The following is a 22033-nucleotide window of genomic DNA, read 5'->3' as shown; positions in this document are numbered from 1 at the left end:
GCAAGTATCGGAGAAATATTTTGAAAAAATTATTAGCAGTATTTTTATTTGTAGCAGCCAGTATGCCACTGATGGCAAGTGCTGAGACGAAAATTGGCATTATCAACTTTGCCGAAGTTATGGCGAAAGTTCCACAAAAAGACGCGATTAATCAAAAACTGAAAAAAGAGTTTACTGGTCGTGAAGATGAATTAAAGCGTTTGGGCGAAGAAATTGAAACTGCTCGCACTAACTACATTAACAATGTAGCAACTATGTCTGAGTCTCAAGCGACAGAAAAGAAGCGTGAAATTCAGAAGAAAATGTCTGACTATCAATTAAAAGAAGCAGCATTCAAAGAAGACGTGGAAAAGCGTAGTCGTGAAGAGCAGCAAAAGTTAGGTGATCAGATTCGTAATGCTGTAAATTCAGTAGCGAAAAAAGGTGGTTACAACATACTACTTGATCGTCAGGCGGCTCCTTACATCGATACTTCCATCCCCGATGTAACTGAGCAGGTTCTTGCTGAGTTATCAAAATAAGCTGATAAGTTATTAAAATTATTGCAACCTGTTGGTAAGTGAGTAGTATTATCTTTTAAAAGGTACTGTTAGGTAGTCAAAGGTTTGCAAAAAACACTTCAAGAAATTGCTGAGCTTATTGGCGCTGAGCTTAAAGGTGAACCGCAGTTAGTGATAACTGCGGTTTCGCCGTTAAATAAGGCGCAAAAAGGCGAGCTCAGCTTCATCAGCGATAAAAAATATCTAGACCATGTTGAAAATAGTGAAGCATCAGCTTTGATTGTGGATGTTGCTATTGCTGAGCATATGAATGGCAACCTCTTGGTTATGAAAGATCCTTATTTAGGTTATGCCAAGGCTGCTCAGATATTCGATACCACGCCTCGTCCCGTTCAAGGCATAGCTTCAAGCTCAGTTATTTCTGAGTCAGCAACTTTGGGCGGAAATGTGACGGTTGATGATAATGCTGTCATAAAAAGCGGGGCCGTGATTGGTGATAATGCCATCATTGGCGCTGGTGTGGTGATTGGCGAGAACGCTAACATCGGCGCTAATACACTTATATACCCGAATACGGTTATTTATCATTCAGTTCAAATTGGTCAAGACTGTATTATTCACGCTAACGTTGTGATTGGCTCTGATGGCTTTGGCTATGCTAATGACCAGGGGAAGTGGGTCAAAATTCCACAGGTGGGCAGCGTCGTTATTGGTGACTCGGTAGAAATCGGTGCACATACTGCGATAGACCGCGGGGCGCTAGAGAACACCATCATTGGAACGGGCGTTAAACTCGATAACCATATTCACATTGCACACAATGTTGTGATTGGTGATTACACTGCCATTGCGGGCTGTACAGCGATTGCGGGTAGCACAACTGTCGGAAAGCACTGCACAATCGCTGGAAGAGTGAGTATAATTGGCCACCTTGAGGTATGTGACAAAGCACATATCACGGCAACAACTTTTGTTAATAAATCAATTACCGAGCCTGGGGCCTATTCTTCAGGTACGACATTCCAGACCAACAAGGAATGGCATAAAAGTGCAGTACGTTTCAGACAATTGGATGAAATGTGGCGTAAACTAAAACAGCTGGAAAAAGAACTAGGGCAGCTAAAAGACTCAAGAGACGACAATGATGAGCGATAATAACGTAACAGAGATGAATTCTATGGATATCTATGAGGTGATGAAGCATCTACCCCATCGTTATCCGTTTTTACTGGTTGACCGTGTGGTTGACTATAAAGCTGGGGAGTATTTAAAGGCGATCAAGAATGTCTCGGTAAATGAGCCATTCTTTCCGGGTCACTTCCCACACCGCCCAGTTTTCCCAGGGGTTTTGATGCTTGAAGCAATGGCGCAGGCAAGCGGCATTCTAGCATTCAAGACCACTGAGTCATTGCCAAGTGATGACTCTCTGTTCTATTTTGTGGGGATAGACGATGCGCGTTTTAAGAAACCTGTTGAACCAGGCGATCAAGTGGTAATGGAAGTTACTGTCTTGAAACGTAAGCGCGACATGTGGAAGTTTTCTGCAGTTGCCACCGTTGACGGCAAAGTAGTCTGCTCCGCTGAACTCATGTGTGCAAAGAAGGATATTGCGTGATCCATCCAACCGCCATTATTGACCCATCAGCAAAGATTGCTGACGACGTAGAAATTGGCCCATATTCAATTGTTGGTGAAGACGTTTCCATTGATTCAGGGACTGTAGTTGGTCCGCATGTGGTTATTGGAAGCTATACCACCATTGGCAAAAACAATCGTTTTTTTCAGTTTTCTTCAATTGGTGAAGAAAATCAGGATAAAAAGTATGCGGGCGAACCGACACGAACCATCATTGGTGACGGTAACGTGTTCCGAGAGTGTTGTACGGTACACCGAGGTACGGTACAGGATGGTTCAGAAACCCGCATAGGCAATAATGGCTGGTTCATGGCTTATACCCACATCGCGCATGATTGTGTGCTTGGTGACAATATCATCATGTCCAATAATGCGACGCTCGCAGGGCATGTCCATGTGGGTGACCACGTTATTTTGTCTGGTTTTGCTAAAATCCATCAGTTCTGCAAAATTGGTGACCATGCCTTTATTGGTATGGATTGCGCCATCAGCAAAGATATCCCGCCGTTTGTGCTTGTGGCTGAAAATGCGCCCTATGGCCTGAACTCAGAAGGTTTGAAGCGTCGCGGATTCTCTGCTGAGAGTATCAGCGAGTTAAAGCGAGCCTACCGCACCATTTACCGTAAATCCTTGAAAACCGAAGAAGCTATTGCTGAAATGTCGGAAAGTTCCGATCCCCATGTGCAACAAATGGTAGAATTTTTGCAGAATGCGAACCGAGGTATTTTGCGCTAAGCGATTCATCGCTAATAGACAGACTGTCGCAAACGCCCGATCTGCTTATATCAATCTTAAGTACAAAAGAATAAAGGGGTATAGCGATGCAGACATCGCCTTTTGCTGATAATACCGTAGCAGAATCAGTGACCAAGATTGCCATCATCGCCGGAGAGTCTTCCGGCGATATTTTAGGTGCCGGTTTAATTAAAGAACTTAAAAAACACTTTCCCAATGCCGAATTTGAAGGTATTGCGGGGGATTTAATGCAGGCCGAAGGCTGCAAGAGCCATTATCCTATGGAATCCTTGGCAGTCATGGGCATCGTACCTATCTTAAAGCGTCTTCCGGAACTGTTAAAAATGCGTCGCGAGCTAGCTAAGCGCTGGATTGAGTCGCCACCCGATATGTTTATCGGCATCGATGCGCCCGAGTTTAATATCGGCCTGGAGAAAAAACTCAAGGCAGAAGGCATCAAAACCATTCATTACGTCAGCCCCTCAGTGTGGGCCTGGCGGCCAAAGCGTATTTTTAAAATTCGTAAAGCCACCGATCTCATGCTGTGTCTGTTTCCGTTTGAACAGGATATCTATCAACGCCATGCGATTGATAACTTCTGTGTCGGCCATCCGCTGGCCGATCAGATCCCGATGGAGATGGATAAGCTAGAGGCCAGACAGCGCTTAGGATTGTCTGATGTTGGTGCTAAGCGTGTTATCTGTATCATGCCCGGCAGCCGTGGTTCTGAAATGAAGTTTCTGGGGCAGGACTTTATCGAAACCGTCAAGTTGATTCAGGATTTTTACCCCGATACACAGTTTATAGCACCGATGGCCAATCAGGCTCGACGCCAGCAGTTTCAAGCTCTATTACAAGAAACAACCGATGCACCAGATATACAACTGCTCGACGGTCAATCCAGAGACTGCATGGCAGCCAGCGACTTATTGGTGATGGCATCCGGTACCGCGACCTTAGAAGCCATGCTGATTAAGCGCCCAACCGTGGTTGCCTATAAAGTCGGAGGGTTCAGTTATCAGATATTCAAACGATTGCTGATTATTGATACCTTCGCTATTCCCAATCTGTTGGCGAAAAAGCCTTTAATACCTGAGCTTATTCAGGACGAATGTACGCCAGATAATATATTTGCCGAGGTTCGCGCCTGGCTTGAAGATGATGGTCAACGTTGGCAAGAAACAAAAACCGTTTTTGATGAATGGCATAGTAAGCTACGCAAAGACGCTGACGTGTATGCCGCCAACTCGATTACACAATGGTGGTTGGCTAATACACGCTAAAAGTTATCTTGGAAATATAAGTCGGATTATAAAAAGAGTAGGCTATGGAGCAAACAATTTTAATCGCAGGTGTGGATGAAGTGGGGCGTGGCCCATTAGCGGGCCCGGTCGTTGCAGCTGCAGTGATTCTCGATCCAGCAAATCCTATTACAGGTCTTGCGGACTCTAAAAAACTGACTGAAAAGCGACGCGAGGCATTGTCCCTTGAGATTAAAGAGAAAGCCCTGGCCTGGTCGATAGCGCGGGCTGAAGTCGAAGAAATTGATCGAATTAATATTTTGCAGGCCAGTCTATTGGCTATGAAACGTGCGGTTGAGACATTAAGCCATTTGCCCGAGTTGGCTCTGATCGATGGTAATCACTGTCCTGAACTGGATTGTCGTATGGAGGCTATCATCAAAGGCGATAGCAAAGAACCTGCTATCAGCGCGGCATCAATTTTGGCGAAAGTGGCACGTGACAATGAAATGGTTGAAATGGAGCAGTCTTATCCGGGCTATGGTTTTGCCAAGCATAAAGGTTACCCGACTCAGCAGCATCGAGAGGCTATTGTAAAGTTGGGAATCACGCCGATTCATCGCCGCTCATATGCTCCTGTACAGCGAATGCTCGACTTCTAGAAAACCACAGCTAAGTTATTGAAATTATAATTAAAACTATCAAAGCCATTAAAACACTGGAAACAATTTGGCTGGCTTTTATAATAAGTCAGATCATCAAGACATCTAACAAGTTAAAACAACAAGAGCTAACAGACAGAACACTATGACACCACGTTTTATTCACCTCAAAATGCATACCGAATACTCTATGGTGGATAGTGTTGTGCGGATCAAGCCACTGATCGCGACTTGCAAGGAACACAAGATTCCGGCAATCGCCATGACCGACCAGATGAACATGTGTGGCTTGGTTAAGTTCTACTCTCAGTCAGTGTCAGCAGGCATTAAGCCGATAGCAGGCGCTGACTTATTAATTCAGAACCCTAATGATGAGGACGAACATTTTCGTGTCACAGCTCTGTGCATGAACAATACCGGTTACCTCAATCTCAAGTACGTCATTTCTCGTGCTTATCTCAAGAACCAGCATCGCGGTTTGCCATTAGTTAAAAAAGAGTGGCTACCAGAATTTTCAGAAGGCTTGATCATTCTATCTGGTGGTCGCCAGGGCGATGTGGGTAAAGCCTTGCTTGCTGGCAATATGGATCAGGCCGCCTCAAATCTTGGTTTCTGGAATCATCATTTTAAAGATCGTTATTACCTCGAATTACAGCGCACCGGACGTCCACAAGAGAATGAATACATCCATCAGGTCATTGGCTTGGCGCAGGGTGCAAGCACGCCGGTGGTGGCCACCAATGATGTACGTTTTATCCATAAAGAAGATTTCGATGCGCATGAAGCTCGGGTTTGCATTAATCAGGGGCGTGTATTAGCCGATCCGCGTCGTCCGCGCGAATACAGCGAACAGCAGTATTTGCGTAGCGAACAAGAGATGGTCGAGCTGTTCGAGGATATTCCTGAAGCGCTGGAAAACAGCGTAGAAATTGCGAAGCGCTGTAATCTGGATATGCGCCTTGGCGAGTACTTCTTACCGGAATTCCCAATCCCAGAAGGCATGACCATTGCTCAATACTTCGAGAAAGTCTCAAAAGACGGTCTCGAAGAGCGGCTTGATCAATTGTTTGACCGTAACGCAGAGGATTTCGCCGAGATTCGCCAAGCTTATGATGAACGCTTGCAGATCGAGCTGGACGTTATCAACGACATGGGGTTTCCCGGCTACTTCTTAATCGTTGCCGACTTTATTCAATGGTCCAAAAATAATGGCGTGCCAGTGGGGCCCGGTCGTGGTTCCGGTGCCGGTTCTTTGGTCGCATACGCGATGAAAATTACCGATCTTGACCCATTGGAATACGACCTGCTTTTCGAGCGATTCCTTAACCCTGAACGTGTTTCGATGCCTGACTTTGACGTCGATTTCTGTATGGAAGGACGTGATCGGGTGATTGATTACGTGGCCGAGCGCTACGGCCGCAACAGTGTGTCGCAGATCATTACTTTCGGAACCATGGCCGCCAAGGCGGTAATTCGCGATGTGGGCCGTGTGTTCAGTCATCCGTATGGTTTCGTGGATAAGCTGGCCAAACTGATCCCCTTTGAAGTGGGCATGACGCTGGAAAAAGCTTTTGAGCAAGAGCCTGAACTCCCTCGCTTATACGAAGAAGACGAAGACGTTCGTGAGTTGTGGGACTTGGCGCGTAAGCTTGAAGGTGTCACTCGAAACGCCGGTAAGCACGCTGGTGGTGTGGTTATCGCACCGAATGATCTGGAAGAGTTCGCGCCGTTGTATTGTGATGAAACTGGTCACAACATCGTTACTCAATTTGATAAAGACGATGTAGAGAGTGCCGGTCTGGTCAAGTTTGACTTCTTGGGTCTACGAACTCTGACCATTATCGACTGGGCAATTGAAACAGCCAACGGCATTATTGCCAAGAAAGGCGAAGAACCAATTGATATCACCACCATCGACACAGAAGACCAAGAAGTTTTCGACTTGTTGCAACGTGCCGATACCACTGCCGTATTCCAGCTCGAATCACGCGGTATGAAAGATTTGATCAAGCGCTTAAGGCCGAATCGCTTTGAAGACATTATCGCGTTGGTAGCGTTGTTCCGTCCCGGGCCATTACAGTCGGGCATGGTTGATAACTTTATTAATCGTAAGCATGGCCGCGAGATTGTTTCTTATCCTGATGCGAACTATCAACATGAATCATTAAAAGAAATTCTTGAGCCAACCTACGGCATCATTCTCTATCAGGAGCAGGTGATGCAGATCGCGCAGGTGTTGGCTGGCTACACGTTGGGCGGCGCGGATATTTTGCGTCGAGCCATGGGTAAGAAAAAGCCCGAAGAGATGGAAAAACAGCGTAGCATCTTTAAAGAAGGCGCGATTAAAAATAATGTTGATGGCGATCTCGCCATGAAGATTTTTGACCTGGTGGAAAAGTTCGCCGGTTATGGTTTCAACAAATCACACTCGGCTGCTTATGCATTGGTTGCCTATCAAACCGCGTGGCTGAAAACCCATCATCCGGCAGCCTTTATGGCCGCGGTTATGTCCTCGGATATGGATAACACCGATAAGGTCGTGACCTACGTTGAAGACGCCACAAATAACAATCTGACCATCACACCGCCTGATGTTAATAAAGGGCAGTATCGATTCTCGGTCGATGAAGAAGGGCGCATTGTCTATGGCATCGGCGCCATTAAAGGTGTGGGTGAAGGAGCGATTGAAAGCATCGTCAATGAACGTGAGGCCAATGGTCCTTATAAAGATTTGTTCGACTTCTGTAGCCGTGTGGATTTAAAGAAAGCCAATCGTCGTACCTTAGAAGCCTTGATTCGCGCGGGCGCCATGGATCTGATTGGGCCGAACCGGGCAACGCTGATGGCCTCGCTGGATGAAGCAGTAAAAGCTGCTGAACAGTTCAATAAAAGCCAGGCCGCGGGGCAGGATGATTTATTCGGTAGTGTGGTTGCGACCACCGCCACCGAACAGCATCAATACATCCGTGTTAAGCCGTGGACCGACGAGCAGGTTCTGCAAGGCGAAAAAGAAACACTAGGATTGTACCTGACGGGCCATCCAATCGATCGTTACATTCCCGAAATCAAACAGATGAGCATTACGCGTCTGCGTGATCTGCAACCGACAGGGCGCGGCAACTCGGCAAGAGTGGTGGGCTTGATTGTTGGCATGCGCGTCATGAATACCAAGCGCGGCGATAAAATGGCGATTCTCACACTGGATGATAAATCCGGACGATGTGACGTCACCGTTTACGCAGAAACCTTCGAAACGTACCGCCATCTACTAAGTCGCGACAACGTCATCGTGGTTGATGGCGAAGCGCGCCATGATGACTATTCCGGCGGCACCAGTGTCAGCGCCAACAGCGTTATGTCGTTCGAACAGGCGCGTGAACAATACTGTAAAAAAATCATCATCACTATATCCGACTCCATCATTGGGCCAGACACCATGGTTGAACTCGAAGAAAAAATCAGCCAAAACCGCGACGGCGCCTGCCCAGTGATTATCAACTTCCAGTACCAACAAAAACAAATCGCTGGCGATTTCGTCATGAGCGAAGACTGGTGTGTACAACCGGTTGATGCATTAGTGTTTAGCCTGAAACACATCCCAGGCTGTGTTGATGCGAGAGTGGAGTATTAGGTTAAATTAACGTACTTATACAAAGTGCATTTCTTCGTAGGGTGGGCCTTGGCCCACCAAAATACCTACTCTTCAAAGATCCTGAGTCGTTGCTTTCCAAAGATGTTTCAGATTAATTTGCTGGGATTCACTTCGTTGATCCTGCCCTAGGGGTACATCACCAGCCTACAACTTTTAACACAATAGCCTTCGCGTAATTTGGCAATGCCATCTTGATATAATAACTTCCTCCCTTCCAGACTTGTCATTCTGAACTAGATTCAGAATCTGCTCTTTGTCCTTTTTGAGATGTATTTGATCACCCCAAAACCCCATAAACCAAAACTCCTCCCAACAGCAAACATCCCACCGCATAAACAGGAAGCAACCGAATTACCCAGGGAATAACTTTGCCAGCAAACTTTTTATGCCATCTCCAGGGAACACCTAATAACCCTAAACTGGTTATAACGATCAGCCAGCCAAGTGCCAAGTGAAAATGCATAAATTGCATCTGCGGTGCATAAAGAATCAAGGATAAACCAAAGACGATTCGAATTAATTGCTCGCTGTAATGAGCTTGGGCGGATGAAGCAAACTGTCGTAAGAAGTGCTTTGCAGGAGCAGGTTTGATAACAGCTATGAAAGCGAACCCAATCAGAAATAGGGCTGTGACTAGAATAATGAAGCTATAAATCCAATCCATCGGGAACTACCTATAGAATTGAGCAGACTTATGAGTCTGCTCAATGTTATTGCGGATTACAACTTTTTCTTTAAACGCTTTTCCACCATCTTCTTTTCCCAGTTTATCTTGAAAATATTAATGACTTCAAAGGCCTGTAATCCATGAAAGACAAGTCCGAGTGTCCAGGCACCCCAAGCGATCAGCATGTCAGGCATTTTGCCCGCAAAGATAAAGATAACGCTAAAGATGATGTAGATGAGTAAGTGCGAGTAAAACTCCTTAATTCCTTTAACGTACTCCATGGCGTCTGTCTCTTCATTGCTAACAGTTTCAACAGCTGGCTTCGGTTTCGCGCCTTGCTCAGCTTCTTGAGTCGTTTCAGTGGTGTTGGTGGTGTTCATATCAGGCTCTCCTGTGCTGTCCATAGATATGGACGGTTCAAATGTTGCTATATCAACTTCAAACACAGCGGCTAATGATTTTTGAGTTTCAAGACTGGGCTTGGTCTGGCCACGCTCAATGCGCTGAATGGTACGAGTGCTGACACCCGTTAACTCTGCTAATTGCTCTTGTGACCAACCTCTTTTCAATCTTAATTTTCTAACAATCATAATTAATCCGTTCAGTGTTTATGTAGTAACGCTGGTTGATACAGCGGTGAGCCTGAATTATGTAAATTCGAGGCCAAGTATAACACGACATATCCGCGAAGGATTAGCGACATTGTGGCGACATCAAAGCGACAGGCTATTAATAATCAATGGGTTAGGGCCCTATAGTTCATGCTTGAGTGTTGTCATCCTGAACTCGATTCAGGATCTGCTCTTCAAAAGATTTAAAATTTAGAATGCTATTATCTGGAATGTACCCATATCCGGTAGCCTTAGTCCTTTAATTCCTGAAATATGACCGAAGGAAGTCTCCAAGGAGAAGGCCCTACCCGTGGTGACCGTAAAACCAGCGCTTGTAATAAAAGCGTCTAAGAATTAGAGTTTTAAGAACCAACAAAGCTAAGCAGAAGGATTAATCTATGTGGGATTGGCGAAATCCAATAAATAATATAAGGGATGAAGTAAGAAAAGCCCGAACCAATGGTGACGTCGCTGCATCATTGGATGATATTGATAAGCTACTTGATGAGCTGTCCTCCGTATATGAACGCCTCGAAGCAGAAGATAATAAATCAGACGTAAAAGACGACACCGAGTTCAGGGACTTCATACACAAACAAAAGGAAGTAATTACAAATAGTTACGAACATGCCAAGCAGTATTCAAACATCATTATTTTAGGTGGTTACGCAGGATTATTTGCGCTGTGGAATTTTACAAGAGAATACTTGGCTGCATGGCAGGCGCTAAGTACAGGGTTGCTAATCCTTGTTTCTTTGGTCATTTACATAGCTTTTGAACTTTATTCTTCTTGGTTAAGAGCAACGCAAATTAATAATCAGGTAAAGGAATTAACAGAAGCAGAGCGTCTTGGTGAGTTTCCAGAAGAATATGGCAAAGCTGAGATGTTACGCGCAAATCGCTTTATGGTAATTTGGCATTACTACTTTTTTGGAGCCGTTGCTTTTGCCTTGGGTGCTACATTGATATTACTTTTTTCATTCATTTGTCATTTAATGGATGCATATGTTTAAGAAACAATCTGTAAGTGTAACCTCTAAGGATTAGTTACGACTTCGAGGTTTTTTAATATTACTCGATTATGACCAACGGGAATGCCCTAGAGGACCTAGGCTAATCGAGCCAACAGACTAGGACCACTTCTATGAAAAGACTTTATTTATTGATCTCAGTGACCGCTATTTTTATTAGTGGATGTACAGGTATGCAGTGGTACAAGGGAGCTGTTATTCAATACAAAACCGTAGAAGAAAGAAGTACGGATGAATATTATATTCATGTAATGGGTTCTTTGCCTCACAGTCGCGATGACCTTCTGTCAGCTGTTCTTGAGAAAGCTAATCAGCTTTGTGAAGGTGATGCTGAGGAGATAGAGTCAAAGTATGGCAGTTATCAATCTACTTCCTACGGAGGTGGAGCTGTTATAAGCACTGATTCTCCAGAAATTCGTAGTATCGTTAAGTGTGTTGATGCATAACTAGACTTACTAATTCCTCGACATAAGTTGTGGGAGGAAGATCGTGAACTCTTGTCTTTGTCCGCGACGTAAACGTTAATGGCCCATCAAGTAGCATAAATATAAGGCAACCCCGAATATGACTAATCACTTACTTCTCTTTCCTATGGCTACCCATATCGCTTGGGTGGCTTTTCTTTATGTTTTGCTGACCATTGTTCGAGCACCGGCAGTATGGGGTGTCGTAAAAAGTAAAAAAGAAACATGGGCGGCAATGGAGCCAAGAATAAGTGCTAATCTTTCGAATCAGTTCGAATGGCCTTTATTTTTTCACATTACCTGCGTGCTGTTGATTGTTATGGGGAATACAGATTCTGTTCAATTGTGGTTAGCGTGGATATTTGTTGCTGGTCGGTTGGTTCATAGCGGAGTACAAATATTAGCGAATAATATTCGTTTAAGAGGCTTGGTTTTTACCATTAACTTCCTGGCGGTATTGTCGATGTGGGTAATAATCTTTATTTAATTTAGTAGGTGTAGCTTCGAAGGAGCAATTGTGACTTCGAGGTTTTTAGAACATACCTCGATTACGGCTATGCTAATCGAGGCTACAATCTGAGTCTTAATTATTAATTCTAAATTGAAACTCAAAACCACTTCGTTTCTGCCTTATGTCTGTTTAGCAAAAATTAAATCTTACATTTTGAAATCCCACGGTTGTATCTATGACGTATTTATGTGCGTAGATTGAAATAACAACGAATATTAAAAAGCATAATAAGGAATTTTCAGTGAAAAACTTACGATTTATAGCGAGTTTATGCGTGGCATTGTTTTTGCTTTCAGGTTGCGGAATCACACAGCACTCTGCGCTGGCACAGGAAAATGAAGAGAATAAAACGATTGCTCTAACAAACGTTAATGTTATTCCAATGACAGCAGAAAATAAGGTCATTGAAAATACTACAGTTGTTATTGTCGATAACAAAATCTCTGCAATTGGTGGAAAAATACCAAATGACGCCATGATTATTGATGGTGAAGGCAAGTGGCTGATCCCTGGCCTGATAGACATGCACGTTCACAATCTTGTAGAGGGCAGTCCAGGAAATAACTACCCAACCAAAGGTGCATCAATCTTCTTCGATAACCAGGACATTATGCTGTTATACGTTGCAAATGGTGTTACGACAGCATTTGAACTTAGCGGTAGAGTTGAGCATTTCGGGCAGCGAAATGAAATTATCAAAGGTGATGTGATTGGCCCTAGAATTGCGTTGGCAGCACTAATTGATGGAAGCAATGCGAGTAAGGTAGCAACAACTCCTTCCGAGGGGCAACAGGCTGTTCGAATCGCAAAAGGTGATGGCTACGAATTTATCAAGGTTTACTCAAGGCTTAACATTGAAACCTACAAAGCTATTGTGGACGAGGCTAACAAACAAGGAATGAAGGTGGTGGGGCATATACCCAGTGCCTTTGAAGGTAACACAGAAGATGCCTTCGTCCCTCACTTTAGCTTAGTGGCTCACGCAGAAGAGTTCTCAAAGCGAGCCAATGAGTTTACTGAAGAAGAAGCTTATAAACTTGCAAAATTGGCAAAAGAGAATGGCTCCTGGGTTACTCCTAATCTATCGAACTTGGTAAGGATTGCTGCTCAGGGACGCTCATTGGATGCTGTAAGAGATCTTCCAAGTTTTAAATACGTACACCCATTAATGCAAGACAAATGGATTACTGCTAATCAATATAATCAGGGAACCAATCCCAAAAGAATTGCTTACTATGACGAGCTGGTAGACTTTCATATCAAGTTGGTAAAAGCCTTTAAAGATCTTGGAGTACCCATGGTAGCAGGAACGGATGCAGGCACTTCAGGCATAGTTTGGGGTTATTCATTGCATGACGAGCTGACCTTGTTAGTAGATGCTGGCTTAACCACCGAAGAAACCTTGGCAGCTGCAACAAGATTGGCAGCCACATGGCTAGAAATTGACGATAAAATTGGGACTGTTGAAGTTGGTAAGCTTGCCGACCTTGTTCTGCTTGAGGAAAATCCTTTGTTAGATATTAATAACACAAGAAAGATATCAGGAGTGTTCTTTAATGGGCGTTGGGTTGATAAAAATCAGATTGATATCATGCTTGAAAATCTAGCACAGAAAAACACAGAAAATATGGGTAAAGATGAGTTTATGTGGAGCAAAATAAGAGAGCGTTGATTGAGGTGATTAGAAGCTTATCTGTTAATCCTGAACTGAAATTGAAAGCCACTGCGCTTCCACATCATGGCTGTAAGCCCAAAATAGAAGGACATATATAAGGCGAAGTGCCATTCGATTATGTTCTCAGACTGATCGGCCCAGCTTACGCCAGTGGCTTTAATAACGACGTTTGCGATGCCTAATACCCAATAAACGGTAATCAACAGAAATTGTATTGAAAGGTATCGTTTAATCTTACTGTCTAACGTTCGTTTTATTTTCTGCAGACTGCGAATGCTTAACATCTGCGCCAGAATGGTCATGGCGAAATAGAGGGTGATTCCATAACGTCGCATAAACTCATAAAAGTCACCTTCGGTACCAAGAAAGTCTGCGTATAGAACTAAAAACACAGCGCCAATGGTTCCTAGCACGAAAATCGTGTTGTGATATTTATCGGTTAGCTCTTTCAGCCAGACACACTGCAAATACCAGAAGATAATCAGAAATGCTGCTGTTGGCATCATTAGACCGCGAAACAAAAAGATAGCATCGCCATTGCGCGCCGCGCGACTGATTGAGGTGCACCCCTCGAAATAGGGTACGCACTCATTCGCCACGCCTTGCCACAGACCAATAAAATAAGCTGCATGCGCAGCAATGATGGGCACTAAACAGACTATCCAGGCGATATGAAAAGGGCGAATAAGAATCTCCATTAGTACATACAATGATTAATCATAGGGCTGAACGGATAAAAAGTTCAAGCTTGTATTCATGGGCAAATGCCCATAGATATAATATCTATAAACATCGCCAATACAGAATAATTCATAGGAATCTCATGAAGCTTGATCATATTACTATCCTTGTGTCATCTCTGGAACGAAGTATGCCTTATTATGACCATTTACTTCCACTGGTAGGTTTTACCAAAAAACGGAATCATGTATGGACCGATGGCGAAGGCTTTTTTTTTCAATTTTTGCAGGCGAAGCCTGACACGTCCGACTATGAAAGGTATGGCGCTGGGATGAATCATTTGGGCTTCTCCGCTCCTTCGAAAGAGCATGTTGAATCAATACAAACTTCAATGCGCCAAGCAGGATTTGAGGCGCCAGAGATTCAGGATTTAGGCGGAGTAACTGCACTGTTTATGAAAGACCCTGATGGGATCAGATTTGAAGTTAGTTATTATCCGCCGGGAGTCAATGTAGTAGATTGACCTATAATTGTCCTCACTCTATCTACAGAATCATTATTAAGTATTTGAATATTGAATATTTGGAATACTCATTAGTTTTTCACATTTCGCTCTGTATAATCTTTTGTGTCTTTGAATATAAACCCTAAGGAGCGATCGAATGAAAGTACTTTTTGTATTAACCTCGCATGATCAATTGGGTGATACGGGTGAAAAAACAGGTTTCTGGCTTGAGGAGTTTGCCAGTCCTTATTATCGACTTAAAGATGCGGGTGTGGATATCACGCTTGCTTCGCCTCGTGGTGGTCAGCCGCCACTTGATCCGAAAAGCCATCAACCAGATGCTCAGACTGAAGATACTGAGCGTTTTGAAAAAGATCAGGAGGCGCGCAATCAATTAGCCAATACGGTTCGTCTGTCTGATGTGAATGCCAGCGACTATGATGCAGTTTTTTATCCGGGAGGCCATGGGCCGTTGTGGGATCTGCACAAAGATGAACACTCAATAAAACTCATTGAAGACTTTATTAAGGCAGGTAAACCCGTAGCTGCTGTATGCCATGCGCCTGCTGTATTACTGAATGTAAAAGATGCTAATGGCGAGTCGCTCGTTAAAGGTAAAAAAGTCACTGGCTTCAGTAACTCAGAAGAATCCGCTGTAGGCCTTTCGAAAGTTGTTCCTTACCTATTGGAAGACCAGCTGGTTGAAAAAGGCGGTATTTATGAAAAAGTTGATGACTGGAATTCGTTAGCCATTGTTGATGGGCAGTTAATCACTGGTCAAAACCCTGCATCTTCTGCTGCTGTAGCGGATGAGTTGATCAAAGCTCTTAGTTGATACTTCGCTTTTCTTCTTTACTCTAAGTATCCACCTGGTCTAAAGTCACTGGATTGTCGGGTCAAGCCCGGCAATGACGTGGCGGTGAGGATTGCGGTGGATTTGGAAATGCAAGAGTAGGGTGGGCCTTGGCCCACCGAAAAATCCTTTTCGTAATTTCATGCCCCCTTTAATTCAAGTGTAGAATGACAAGCTAATAATCATTTTACGGAGGTGCCTTTGAACGGTCCGAACCCTAATGACAAAGAGCCCATGAAGGGCTTTCCTCAGGTTGGTTTTCTTAAGAACTTTATAACATCGCCGAATATTGAGGTGGGTGACTATACTTATTACGATGACCCTGATGGGCCTGATAACTTCGAAGCCAATGTGCTTTATCACTTTCCCTTTATTGGCGATAAGTTAAAGATTGGTAAATTTTGTGCCATTGCTAAAGACGTAAAATTTATTATGAATGGTGCAAATCATAAGGTGTCTGGTTTTTCGACCTATCCATTTTATATTTTTGGTAACGGTTGGGAGAAAGTGTTACCGGGTGAAGGTGATTTGCCATACAAAGGTGATACCGTCATTGGTCATGATGTTTGGCTCGGATATGAGTCTACGATCATGCCTGGCGTTTCTATTGGTCATGGTGCCATTGTTGCCAGCAAGTCTGTTGTAACGGCTGATGTACCAGCTTACAGCGTGGTTGGTGGTAATCCTGCAAAAGTGCTTAAGCATCGATTCGATGAGACGACCATCGAGAAGTTGTTAGCGATTGCCTGGTGGGATTGGAGCGCAGAGAAAATCACCGAGAATCTTGGAGCGATTGTTAACAGTGATATTGAAGCTTTGAGTAAAGCTGGTAACTCGTAAATGTAATTGATTTGTTGGGTTACGAGGCAAGGCCTCTAACCCAACCTATAAGAGCAGATTATGAAATACGTTCCCTATAGGGATTTCCTTTGGTCACTAGTGTGAAATGAGGAGAATGCTGGGATTCGCGTTGCTCATCGCCAGCCTACGAAGAGCAGACTCTGGCTCGTAGTGTGGACAGGGAACTCCCACATCTGACTGACAGGAAGTCAGGAATGCAGGTTTTGCAGGAGCAAAAACCTGCCCTGTGGGTCAAATGACAAATAATTTAAGCTAGAAAACGTAGGTCGGATAAGCGAAGCGTCATCCGACAGTTATTTCATTACCCCTTCATGTTTCAGAAGCCACTCTTTTATTGCTAACCCTCCTGCGTAACCGGTAAGGGTGCCGCTGGCGCCGATAACTCGGTGGCAGGGGACTATGATGGAGATGGGGTTTTTGCCGTTGGCGGCGCCGACGGCGCGGCTGGCGTTTTTGTTGCCGATAGCCTGGGCGAGTTGGCCGTAGTTCCAGGTTTTGCCATAGGGAATTTTGCAAAGGGTTTGCCAGACGGTTTGCTGGAAGTCTGTTCCATCACCTTTGATGGGTAGATCGAATTGGGTTCTTTGGCCTTTGAAGTATTCGTCTAGTTGGTGCTGGGTTTGTTCGATAACGCCGTTACTTTTGGTTAGCAAATTTTGTGCTGGCACTTTATCCCAGGGTTTAAATAACACCGCTTTGAGGTGTTTCTCATCGGCATAAATATGCACTGTGCCGAAGGGGCATTGTGTTTTTTGGTAATAGATTTTTGTATTCATAAAAATGCTTCTCTTACTTTTTATAGGCTATGCCAAAGTTGCAGCGTTGCGTAGCTGCGCCAGGGTTGCCATTGTCCGCTGTTGGTTAGATTGTGTTTTTCCATGGCTTTTATAACGACGAGATCTTTTTCTGGAAATGCATCGCTATCAAAGCCACTACGCAACTTGATGTATTCATAAGTCCAGGGACCAATGCCTTTGATATCCAGTATGGATGACAAGTCTTCACCGTTTGTGTCGAGATACCATTGGGCAAAGTTGTGTAGTGTCTGTTTGCGGCTGTTGGGCATTTTGAGGAAGCTTAAATCGGCATTGACTATTTGCTGTGCCGTTGGGAATAGTTTGTACTGTTCGTTGTAATTACTGCCTAGCTGCTCTATCACGCTGGCGGTGTGGGTGTAAGCAGCTTTAACCGAAACTTGCTGCCCCAGAATGGCTTTAACTCCTGCTTCGAAGGTATTCCAGGTGGCGGGTAGTCGCAATCCTGACTTCAGCAGAGGCTGTAGATTGCTATCTTGTCCCAGAGTCTTTTCGATCAGTTCCAGATCACTGTTCAAATCCAGCACGCGACGAATATGGTGAGTGACTTCCAATAGTTTGCTCATGTCACTCAGTTCAATGGTGACCTTGAATGATGAACTGGATGAATCAAACTCTGCCGTAAAATAGCCATTAGCACCGTCCAGACTAAAAGTGCGGCTGTAACTGTGGTCAGTTACCTTTTCGATTGCCGACAGTTCTCGCTGCTGTAAAAAGTCTTGCATCATTGGCCAGTTATAGGGCGGCCGGTAATGCAGCTTCAACTTTATCGCTTGCGATTCATGTGAAGCTTGTTGATTGTTCAATTTTTTCCGTAAATTACTGGGGCTAAGCTTCATGGTGGCTTTAAAGCTATCATTAAAGCGTCGCACGCTGTTAAAACCTGCGATGAATGCTATATCAGTAATAGGCAGTTGGGTTTGATGCAATAGTTGTTTGGCGAACATCAGGCGTAAATGGTTGGCATAGGTTATCGGTGAGACGCCAAGATACTGTTGAAACAGCTTGCGTAGATAGCGATCGCTAATACCCATGGATTCGCTGAAATCATGTAATGAGGTTTGGTTTAAAGCGCCAGCCTGTATGCGTGCCACTGCTTTTTTAAGCACAGCCTGATTGCCGATCCAGGCTGCGGAGAGCGGGGCGGTTTCCGGGCGGCAACGCAAACAGGGGCGAAAGCCTGCTTCTTGCGCCTGCACGGAACTGGGGTAATAAGTGATATTCTGTTCTTTGGGTGCTGGCGCAGGACAGATCGGCCGACAATAGATACCAGTGGTTTTCACAGCGACAAAAAAAGTGCCGTCAAAGCGCGGATCACGCGCCAGGCGTGCTTGCTGATAGGTTTTTAAAGTCGCTGAGTTGAGCATGAAACGTCGTTTGCCAGATTGATTTAGCCATATCTTAGCAGGATATGGTGAACTGAATAGCCATTTTCGGAACTGAATCGCTATTGGCACCGACAATGCTGTACAATTACAGCAGATGGTAAAAATGCCGAATTATTAATGTTTTAAGCCGATAAAGGCTGACAGTTTAGACCAGTCAAGTTACCATTCATTATCAAAGCAAATAAGGGTAGAATATTGCCCCTTATACGCCACTAACTAACCGTTTTATAAGGCATGAGTTTGAATTTTCTAGACTTTGAACGTCCTATCGCAGAATTAGAAGCGCAAATCGACGAATTGCGCATGATGGGCGAAGATACTGAAATCAATATTAGCGAAGAGATTGAGCGTTTAAAAAAGAAGTCGAAAGACCTCACTAAGCAAATCTTTTCTGACCTTTCGCCGTGGCAGGTTGCGCAACTAGCGCGTCACCCGCAGCGTCCTTATACTCGCGATTATATCGAGCATATTTTCACTGACTTTGATGAGTTGGCAGGCGACCGAGCCTATGCTGATGATGCGTCTATTGTCGGCGGTCTTGCGCGATTAAATGATAAGCCTGTAGTGGTCATTGGCCATCAGAAAGGCCGTGATACCAAAGAAAAGATTAAGCATAACTTTGGTATGTCGCGTCCAGAAGGTTATCGTAAAGCCAAACGCATCATGAAACTCGCAGAGCGTTTCTCACTGCCAGTGTTTACTTTCATTGATACGCCAGGGGCTTTCCCCGGTGTTGGTGCGGAAGAGCGCGGTCAGAGTGAAGCGATTGCCCGTAACCTGAAAGTGATGTCGCGCCTTGAAGTGCCGATTATCGCGACCGTGATTGGTGAAGGTGGTTCTGGCGGCGCATTGGCGATTGGTGTCGGTGATCGCGTTAACATGCTTCAATATTCCACTTACTCGGTGATTTCGCCAGAAGGTTGTGCATCGATTCTTTGGAAGAGTGCTGAAAAAGCCGAAGAAGCGGCGCAAGCGATGGGGATTACCGCTGAGCGTATCAAAAGCCTGGGTCTGATCGACAACATCGTTGCTGAACCATTAGGCGGTGCGCATCGTGACTATCTGGCGATGGGCAAAAGCTTAAAAGAGCGTTTAGTGAAAGATATGGACGAGCTTGAAAAATTGAGCGTCGAGCAACTTCTCGCCAAACGTTACAACAAGCTGATGTCGTTCGGTACTGTCAGCGAAGAATAATCTTTCCTTATGACAAAGTCAGAGCCAGTTTCTCAAGCCATTGATGAGTTTCTGGCTCTTTGCACTTCTAAGTCCATTAAAACTATTGTTGTTGCATTAAGTGGTGGAGTTGATTCGCTGAGCTTGTTGCATGCGCTGCATTCGGCTAGAACATCCAATTCCACTTATTCATTGTCCGCTGTGTATATTGATCATCAACTGCAAACGGCATCTAGTGACTGGGCAATACGAAACCAACTTTTTTGTGAGTCCTTAACCATTCCTTTTCAGTCCGCTCAGGTTGAAGTCGATAAAGATGCTGCCAGTCTTGAAAGCGCTGCCCGTAAAGCGCGCTATCAGGCATTATCACAATTGATTCAGAACCCTCAGACCTGTTTGGTTACCGGTCAGCATTTAAATGATCAGGCTGAGACCTTCCTGTTGCAGCTGTTTCGTGGTGCAGGCAGCAAAGGTCTGGCGTCTATGCCAAAATTTACTCCATTTGCAAAGGGCTTTTTGGCGCGTCCGTTATTGGCAGTGACCAGAGAGGATCTGGAAGCTTATTGCCATTCTCATTGTTTAAAAGCCATTGAAGACCCGACCAACCAGGACACGGATATTCGGCGTAATTTTGTGCGTCACGAGGTTATGCCGCTTATTGAAAAAAAGTGGCCGAAGGCTTCCAAAGTCATTGCTAACGCCAGCCAGATTCAGGCTGAGAATCAGCAGTTGTTGGATGAACTGGCAGCCATTGATTTCGAGAACTGTTATGAAGTGCAACGTAACTCATTAATGTTAGCAGGAGTGAGGCAGTTAAGCCCGCAGCGCGTTAGAAACCTGTTGCGCTACTGGTTAGAAGCCTGTGGTGCAGATATGCCAAGTCAGGCGGTTCTAGAGCAAATTCAGATGCAAATGCTGGAGGCAAAAGCAGATGCCTGTCCTGTGATTGAAATGGGAAGCGGTTCAATCAGGCGTTTTCGTGATGGGCTTTATTGGGTCACTGAAACTGGTAAGGATTATTCTGGTCTTGAACTAAGTTGGTCGGCAAAAGCTGATCTAATTCATGAGGGAAAGGTTTTGATTGCTCTCGACTGGCTACAACAAAACTATCCACACTTGGTGGGTAAGGAGTTAATGGTTAGAGGACGGCAAGGTGGTGAGCGCATCCGATTTGAAAAGGGTGGGCAAAGTGTCTCATTGAAGAATTATTTTCAGGAGCAGGGTGTTCCTCCCTGGTTGCGTGATCAGGCTTTATTGTTGGAGTTTGAAAACGAGATTTGTGCAGTGCATTTACCGGCTTAGAAAATCAAAAAATTGCATTTAACTGTTCCACTGTCCAACCATGATGTTTAGCCCATAGGTTAACAATTGCCTCATCGGTTTTTTTGTCTAAAGCTCTAAAGCCCGTCTGTGTATTATTCAGTGCATCATCAATGGCGATATTGTGAGCGTAGAAAATCGGATCGAGGAATTCTATCAAGGTTGGTTCTTTGAGAATAAAGTTCACCGGTTTTTTATCGGCCAGAACTTCACTTGCATCAAACCCAAAACCAAACTCGTCTTCGGCTCCCGCATTGGCCAGCAACTTATCTTTAAACGCACCTGAGTGATAGTTATCACTGATGATATCTTTCAATCCTGTGGCGGTGATAATCAGGTCACTGCCTTCAGCGGCATGTTCAACTAACTGCACCTGTTTGGCATCAATACTTTGATAGCCACGCTGCTTGATAAGTTGTAAACGTGAACTATCTGCTTCGGCAATAATTATGTTGGGTGTAATTTTAGAGAAGTAGTAAGCGATACCAATACCGACTTTACCAAAACCAAAAATCAGAATGTTTTTATTGGTTAAATCCACATTGGCAATTTCTGTAATGGCACGATAAACCCCTTCGCCAGTGCCGAGGCAGGTTTCCAGACATTTCAATCGAGTATCATCCACTGAGACAATGGGTACATGAAATTCTTTATGTTGTTGGTAACGCATAGCACCTGTGCGAGTGAGTTCCACAATACCTTTGTGTGCGTAGCAGTTATCCACCAACTCAGCACCGCAGTCGAGCAGAAAATCGAATTCACCTTTAACAGATTCCAGTGGTACATACGATACCTGTTCATTGGCTAAAACTTGTATCGCATCTCTGTCTTCATTCATAAAGCTTGGATTGGTGACAGCGAGATCGGCGCCAGCGGCTTTGAGGCAGGCGATTTTGAGCAGGGTGGTTTGGGTTAGTGGAACATTATGAACAATCGTGAATCCTTTATAAGGTTGAGTGGCTTGATAGTCGGCCAGCATCTGGTGCATGAAAGGTGCAACATCCGGCGGGTAATGCGCAAACAAATCATCAAAGCTATTCATAGCGGTTGCTC

22 protein-coding genes are annotated in these 22033 nt (G+C 44.5%); 16 read left to right on the top strand and 6 right to left on the bottom strand.

Features of this window, described 5'->3' with window-relative positions:
- Window positions 1–20: 20 nt before the first annotated feature.
- The 7 genes from ACYTXU_RS08500 (at window position 21) to dnaE (ending at window position 8404) form a co-directional block, all read left to right on the top strand.
- Window positions 21–521: an OmpH/Skp family outer membrane protein gene (locus ACYTXU_RS08500; protein WP_462206243.1), complete on the top strand. Its 501-nt coding sequence runs from the start codon at window positions 21–23 to the stop codon at window positions 519–521.
- An 84-nt stretch (window positions 522–605) separates the two neighbouring features.
- Window positions 606–1655, top strand: a complete 1050-nt coding sequence (gene lpxD, locus ACYTXU_RS08495) for a UDP-3-O-(3-hydroxymyristoyl)glucosamine N-acyltransferase (protein ID WP_462206242.1) — start codon at window positions 606–608, stop codon at window positions 1653–1655.
- Window positions 1645–2115 carry a 3-hydroxyacyl-ACP dehydratase FabZ gene (fabZ, locus tag ACYTXU_RS08490; protein ID WP_462209395.1) on the top strand — a complete coding sequence of 157 codons (471 nt, stop codon included), beginning with the start codon at window positions 1645–1647 and terminating at the stop codon, window positions 2113–2115. Before lpxD ends, fabZ begins: the two co-directional genes overlap by 11 nt.
- A complete protein-coding gene (gene lpxA, locus ACYTXU_RS08485; RefSeq protein ID WP_462206241.1) occupies window positions 2112–2870 on the top strand; it encodes an acyl-ACP--UDP-N-acetylglucosamine O-acyltransferase in 759 nt (252 codons plus the stop codon). Before fabZ ends, lpxA begins: the two co-directional genes overlap by 4 nt.
- Window positions 2871–2956: 86 nt before the next feature.
- Window positions 2957–4153 (top strand): lipid-A-disaccharide synthase, encoded by a 1197-nt coding sequence (lpxB, locus tag ACYTXU_RS08480; RefSeq protein WP_462206240.1) that lies wholly within the window; start codon window positions 2957–2959, stop codon window positions 4151–4153.
- A gap of 44 nt (window positions 4154–4197) precedes the next feature.
- On the top strand, window positions 4198–4773 hold the full coding sequence (gene rnhB, locus ACYTXU_RS08475) for a ribonuclease HII (RefSeq protein WP_462206238.1): 576 nt from the start codon (window positions 4198–4200) through the stop codon (window positions 4771–4773).
- A gap of 145 nt (window positions 4774–4918) precedes the next feature.
- Window positions 4919–8404: a DNA polymerase III subunit alpha gene (gene dnaE / locus ACYTXU_RS08470; protein ID WP_462206237.1), complete on the top strand. Its 3486-nt coding sequence runs from the start codon at window positions 4919–4921 to the stop codon at window positions 8402–8404.
- A gap of 298 nt (window positions 8405–8702) precedes the next feature.
- Here dnaE and ACYTXU_RS08465 read toward each other — a convergent pair whose 3' ends face one another.
- Together ACYTXU_RS08465 and ACYTXU_RS08460 are read right to left on the bottom strand one after the other, a co-directional pair.
- Window positions 8703–9089 (bottom strand): hypothetical protein, encoded by a 387-nt coding sequence (locus ACYTXU_RS08465; protein ID WP_462206236.1) that lies wholly within the window; start codon window positions 9087–9089, stop codon window positions 8703–8705.
- A gap of 56 nt (window positions 9090–9145) precedes the next feature.
- Complete coding sequence (locus ACYTXU_RS08460; RefSeq protein WP_462206235.1) at window positions 9146–9682, bottom strand: helix-turn-helix domain-containing protein; 537 nt, start codon at window positions 9680–9682, stop codon at window positions 9146–9148.
- Between the two features lie 419 nt (window positions 9683–10101).
- Here ACYTXU_RS08460 and ACYTXU_RS08455 point away from each other — a divergent pair, with 419 nt between their 5' ends.
- From ACYTXU_RS08455 to ACYTXU_RS08440, 4 genes are all read left to right on the top strand, one after another.
- Window positions 10102–10716 (top strand): hypothetical protein, encoded by a 615-nt coding sequence (locus ACYTXU_RS08455; RefSeq protein ID WP_462206234.1) that lies wholly within the window; start codon window positions 10102–10104, stop codon window positions 10714–10716.
- A 131-nt stretch (window positions 10717–10847) separates the two neighbouring features.
- Entirely contained in the window at window positions 10848–11180 is a 333-nt protein-coding gene (locus tag ACYTXU_RS08450; RefSeq protein WP_462206233.1) for a hypothetical protein, read from the top strand.
- A gap of 118 nt (window positions 11181–11298) precedes the next feature.
- On the top strand, window positions 11299–11685 hold the full coding sequence (locus ACYTXU_RS08445) for an MAPEG family protein (protein WP_462206232.1): 387 nt from the start codon (window positions 11299–11301) through the stop codon (window positions 11683–11685).
- A gap of 265 nt (window positions 11686–11950) precedes the next feature.
- The gene (locus ACYTXU_RS08440; RefSeq protein WP_462206231.1) at window positions 11951–13381 is read left to right on the top strand and encodes an amidohydrolase family protein; all 1431 of its coding nucleotides are present in this window, start codon (window positions 11951–11953) and stop codon (window positions 13379–13381) included.
- A 17-nt stretch (window positions 13382–13398) separates the two neighbouring features.
- Here the strand turns inward: ACYTXU_RS08440 and ACYTXU_RS08435 are convergent, their stop codons facing one another.
- The gene (locus tag ACYTXU_RS08435; RefSeq protein ID WP_462206230.1) at window positions 13399–14082 is read right to left on the bottom strand and encodes a hypothetical protein; all 684 of its coding nucleotides are present in this window, start codon (window positions 14080–14082) and stop codon (window positions 13399–13401) included.
- A 125-nt stretch (window positions 14083–14207) separates the two neighbouring features.
- On the opposite strand from ACYTXU_RS08435, the gene ACYTXU_RS08430 reads away from it, so the two are divergent.
- The 3 genes from ACYTXU_RS08430 (at window position 14208) to ACYTXU_RS08420 (ending at window position 16263) form a co-directional block, all read left to right on the top strand.
- Complete coding sequence (locus tag ACYTXU_RS08430; RefSeq protein WP_462206229.1) at window positions 14208–14588, top strand: VOC family protein; 381 nt, start codon at window positions 14208–14210, stop codon at window positions 14586–14588.
- A gap of 139 nt (window positions 14589–14727) precedes the next feature.
- Window positions 14728–15405, top strand: a complete 678-nt coding sequence (locus tag ACYTXU_RS08425; protein WP_462206227.1) for a type 1 glutamine amidotransferase domain-containing protein — start codon at window positions 14728–14730, stop codon at window positions 15403–15405.
- A 252-nt stretch (window positions 15406–15657) separates the two neighbouring features.
- Window positions 15658–16263, top strand: a complete 606-nt coding sequence (locus tag ACYTXU_RS08420; RefSeq protein WP_462209393.1) for a Vat family streptogramin A O-acetyltransferase — start codon at window positions 15658–15660, stop codon at window positions 16261–16263.
- Window positions 16264–16577: 314 nt separating this feature from the next.
- On the opposite strand, the gene ACYTXU_RS08415 is transcribed toward ACYTXU_RS08420, so the two are convergent.
- Both ACYTXU_RS08415 and ACYTXU_RS08410 read right to left on the bottom strand, forming a co-directional pair.
- Window positions 16578–17060 (bottom strand): methylated-DNA--[protein]-cysteine S-methyltransferase, encoded by a 483-nt coding sequence (locus ACYTXU_RS08415; protein ID WP_462206226.1) that lies wholly within the window; start codon window positions 17058–17060, stop codon window positions 16578–16580.
- A 20-nt stretch (window positions 17061–17080) separates the two neighbouring features.
- A complete protein-coding gene (locus ACYTXU_RS08410; protein WP_462206224.1) occupies window positions 17081–18556 on the bottom strand; it encodes a DNA-3-methyladenine glycosylase 2 family protein in 1476 nt (491 codons plus the stop codon).
- Between the two features lie 165 nt (window positions 18557–18721).
- Between ACYTXU_RS08410 and accA the strand changes: the two genes are divergently transcribed.
- Both accA and tilS read left to right on the top strand, forming a co-directional pair.
- Complete coding sequence (accA, locus tag ACYTXU_RS08405; protein WP_462206223.1) at window positions 18722–19681, top strand: acetyl-CoA carboxylase carboxyl transferase subunit alpha; 960 nt, start codon at window positions 18722–18724, stop codon at window positions 19679–19681.
- A gap of 9 nt (window positions 19682–19690) precedes the next feature.
- The gene (tilS, locus tag ACYTXU_RS08400; protein WP_462206222.1) at window positions 19691–20962 is read left to right on the top strand and encodes a tRNA lysidine(34) synthetase TilS; all 1272 of its coding nucleotides are present in this window, start codon (window positions 19691–19693) and stop codon (window positions 20960–20962) included.
- A 4-nt stretch (window positions 20963–20966) separates the two neighbouring features.
- Here the strand turns inward: tilS and ACYTXU_RS08395 are convergent, their stop codons facing one another.
- Window positions 20967–22022 carry a Rossmann-fold NAD(P)-binding domain-containing protein gene (locus ACYTXU_RS08395; RefSeq protein ID WP_462206221.1) on the bottom strand — a complete coding sequence of 352 codons (1056 nt, stop codon included), beginning with the start codon at window positions 22020–22022 and terminating at the stop codon, window positions 20967–20969.
- Between the last annotated feature and the right edge of the window lie 11 nt (window positions 22023–22033).

The organism is Kangiella sp. M94 (genome assembly GCF_054926195.1).
The sequence above is the reverse complement of the archived record's forward strand: the minus strand, read 5'-3'. Positions and strand labels throughout refer to the sequence as shown.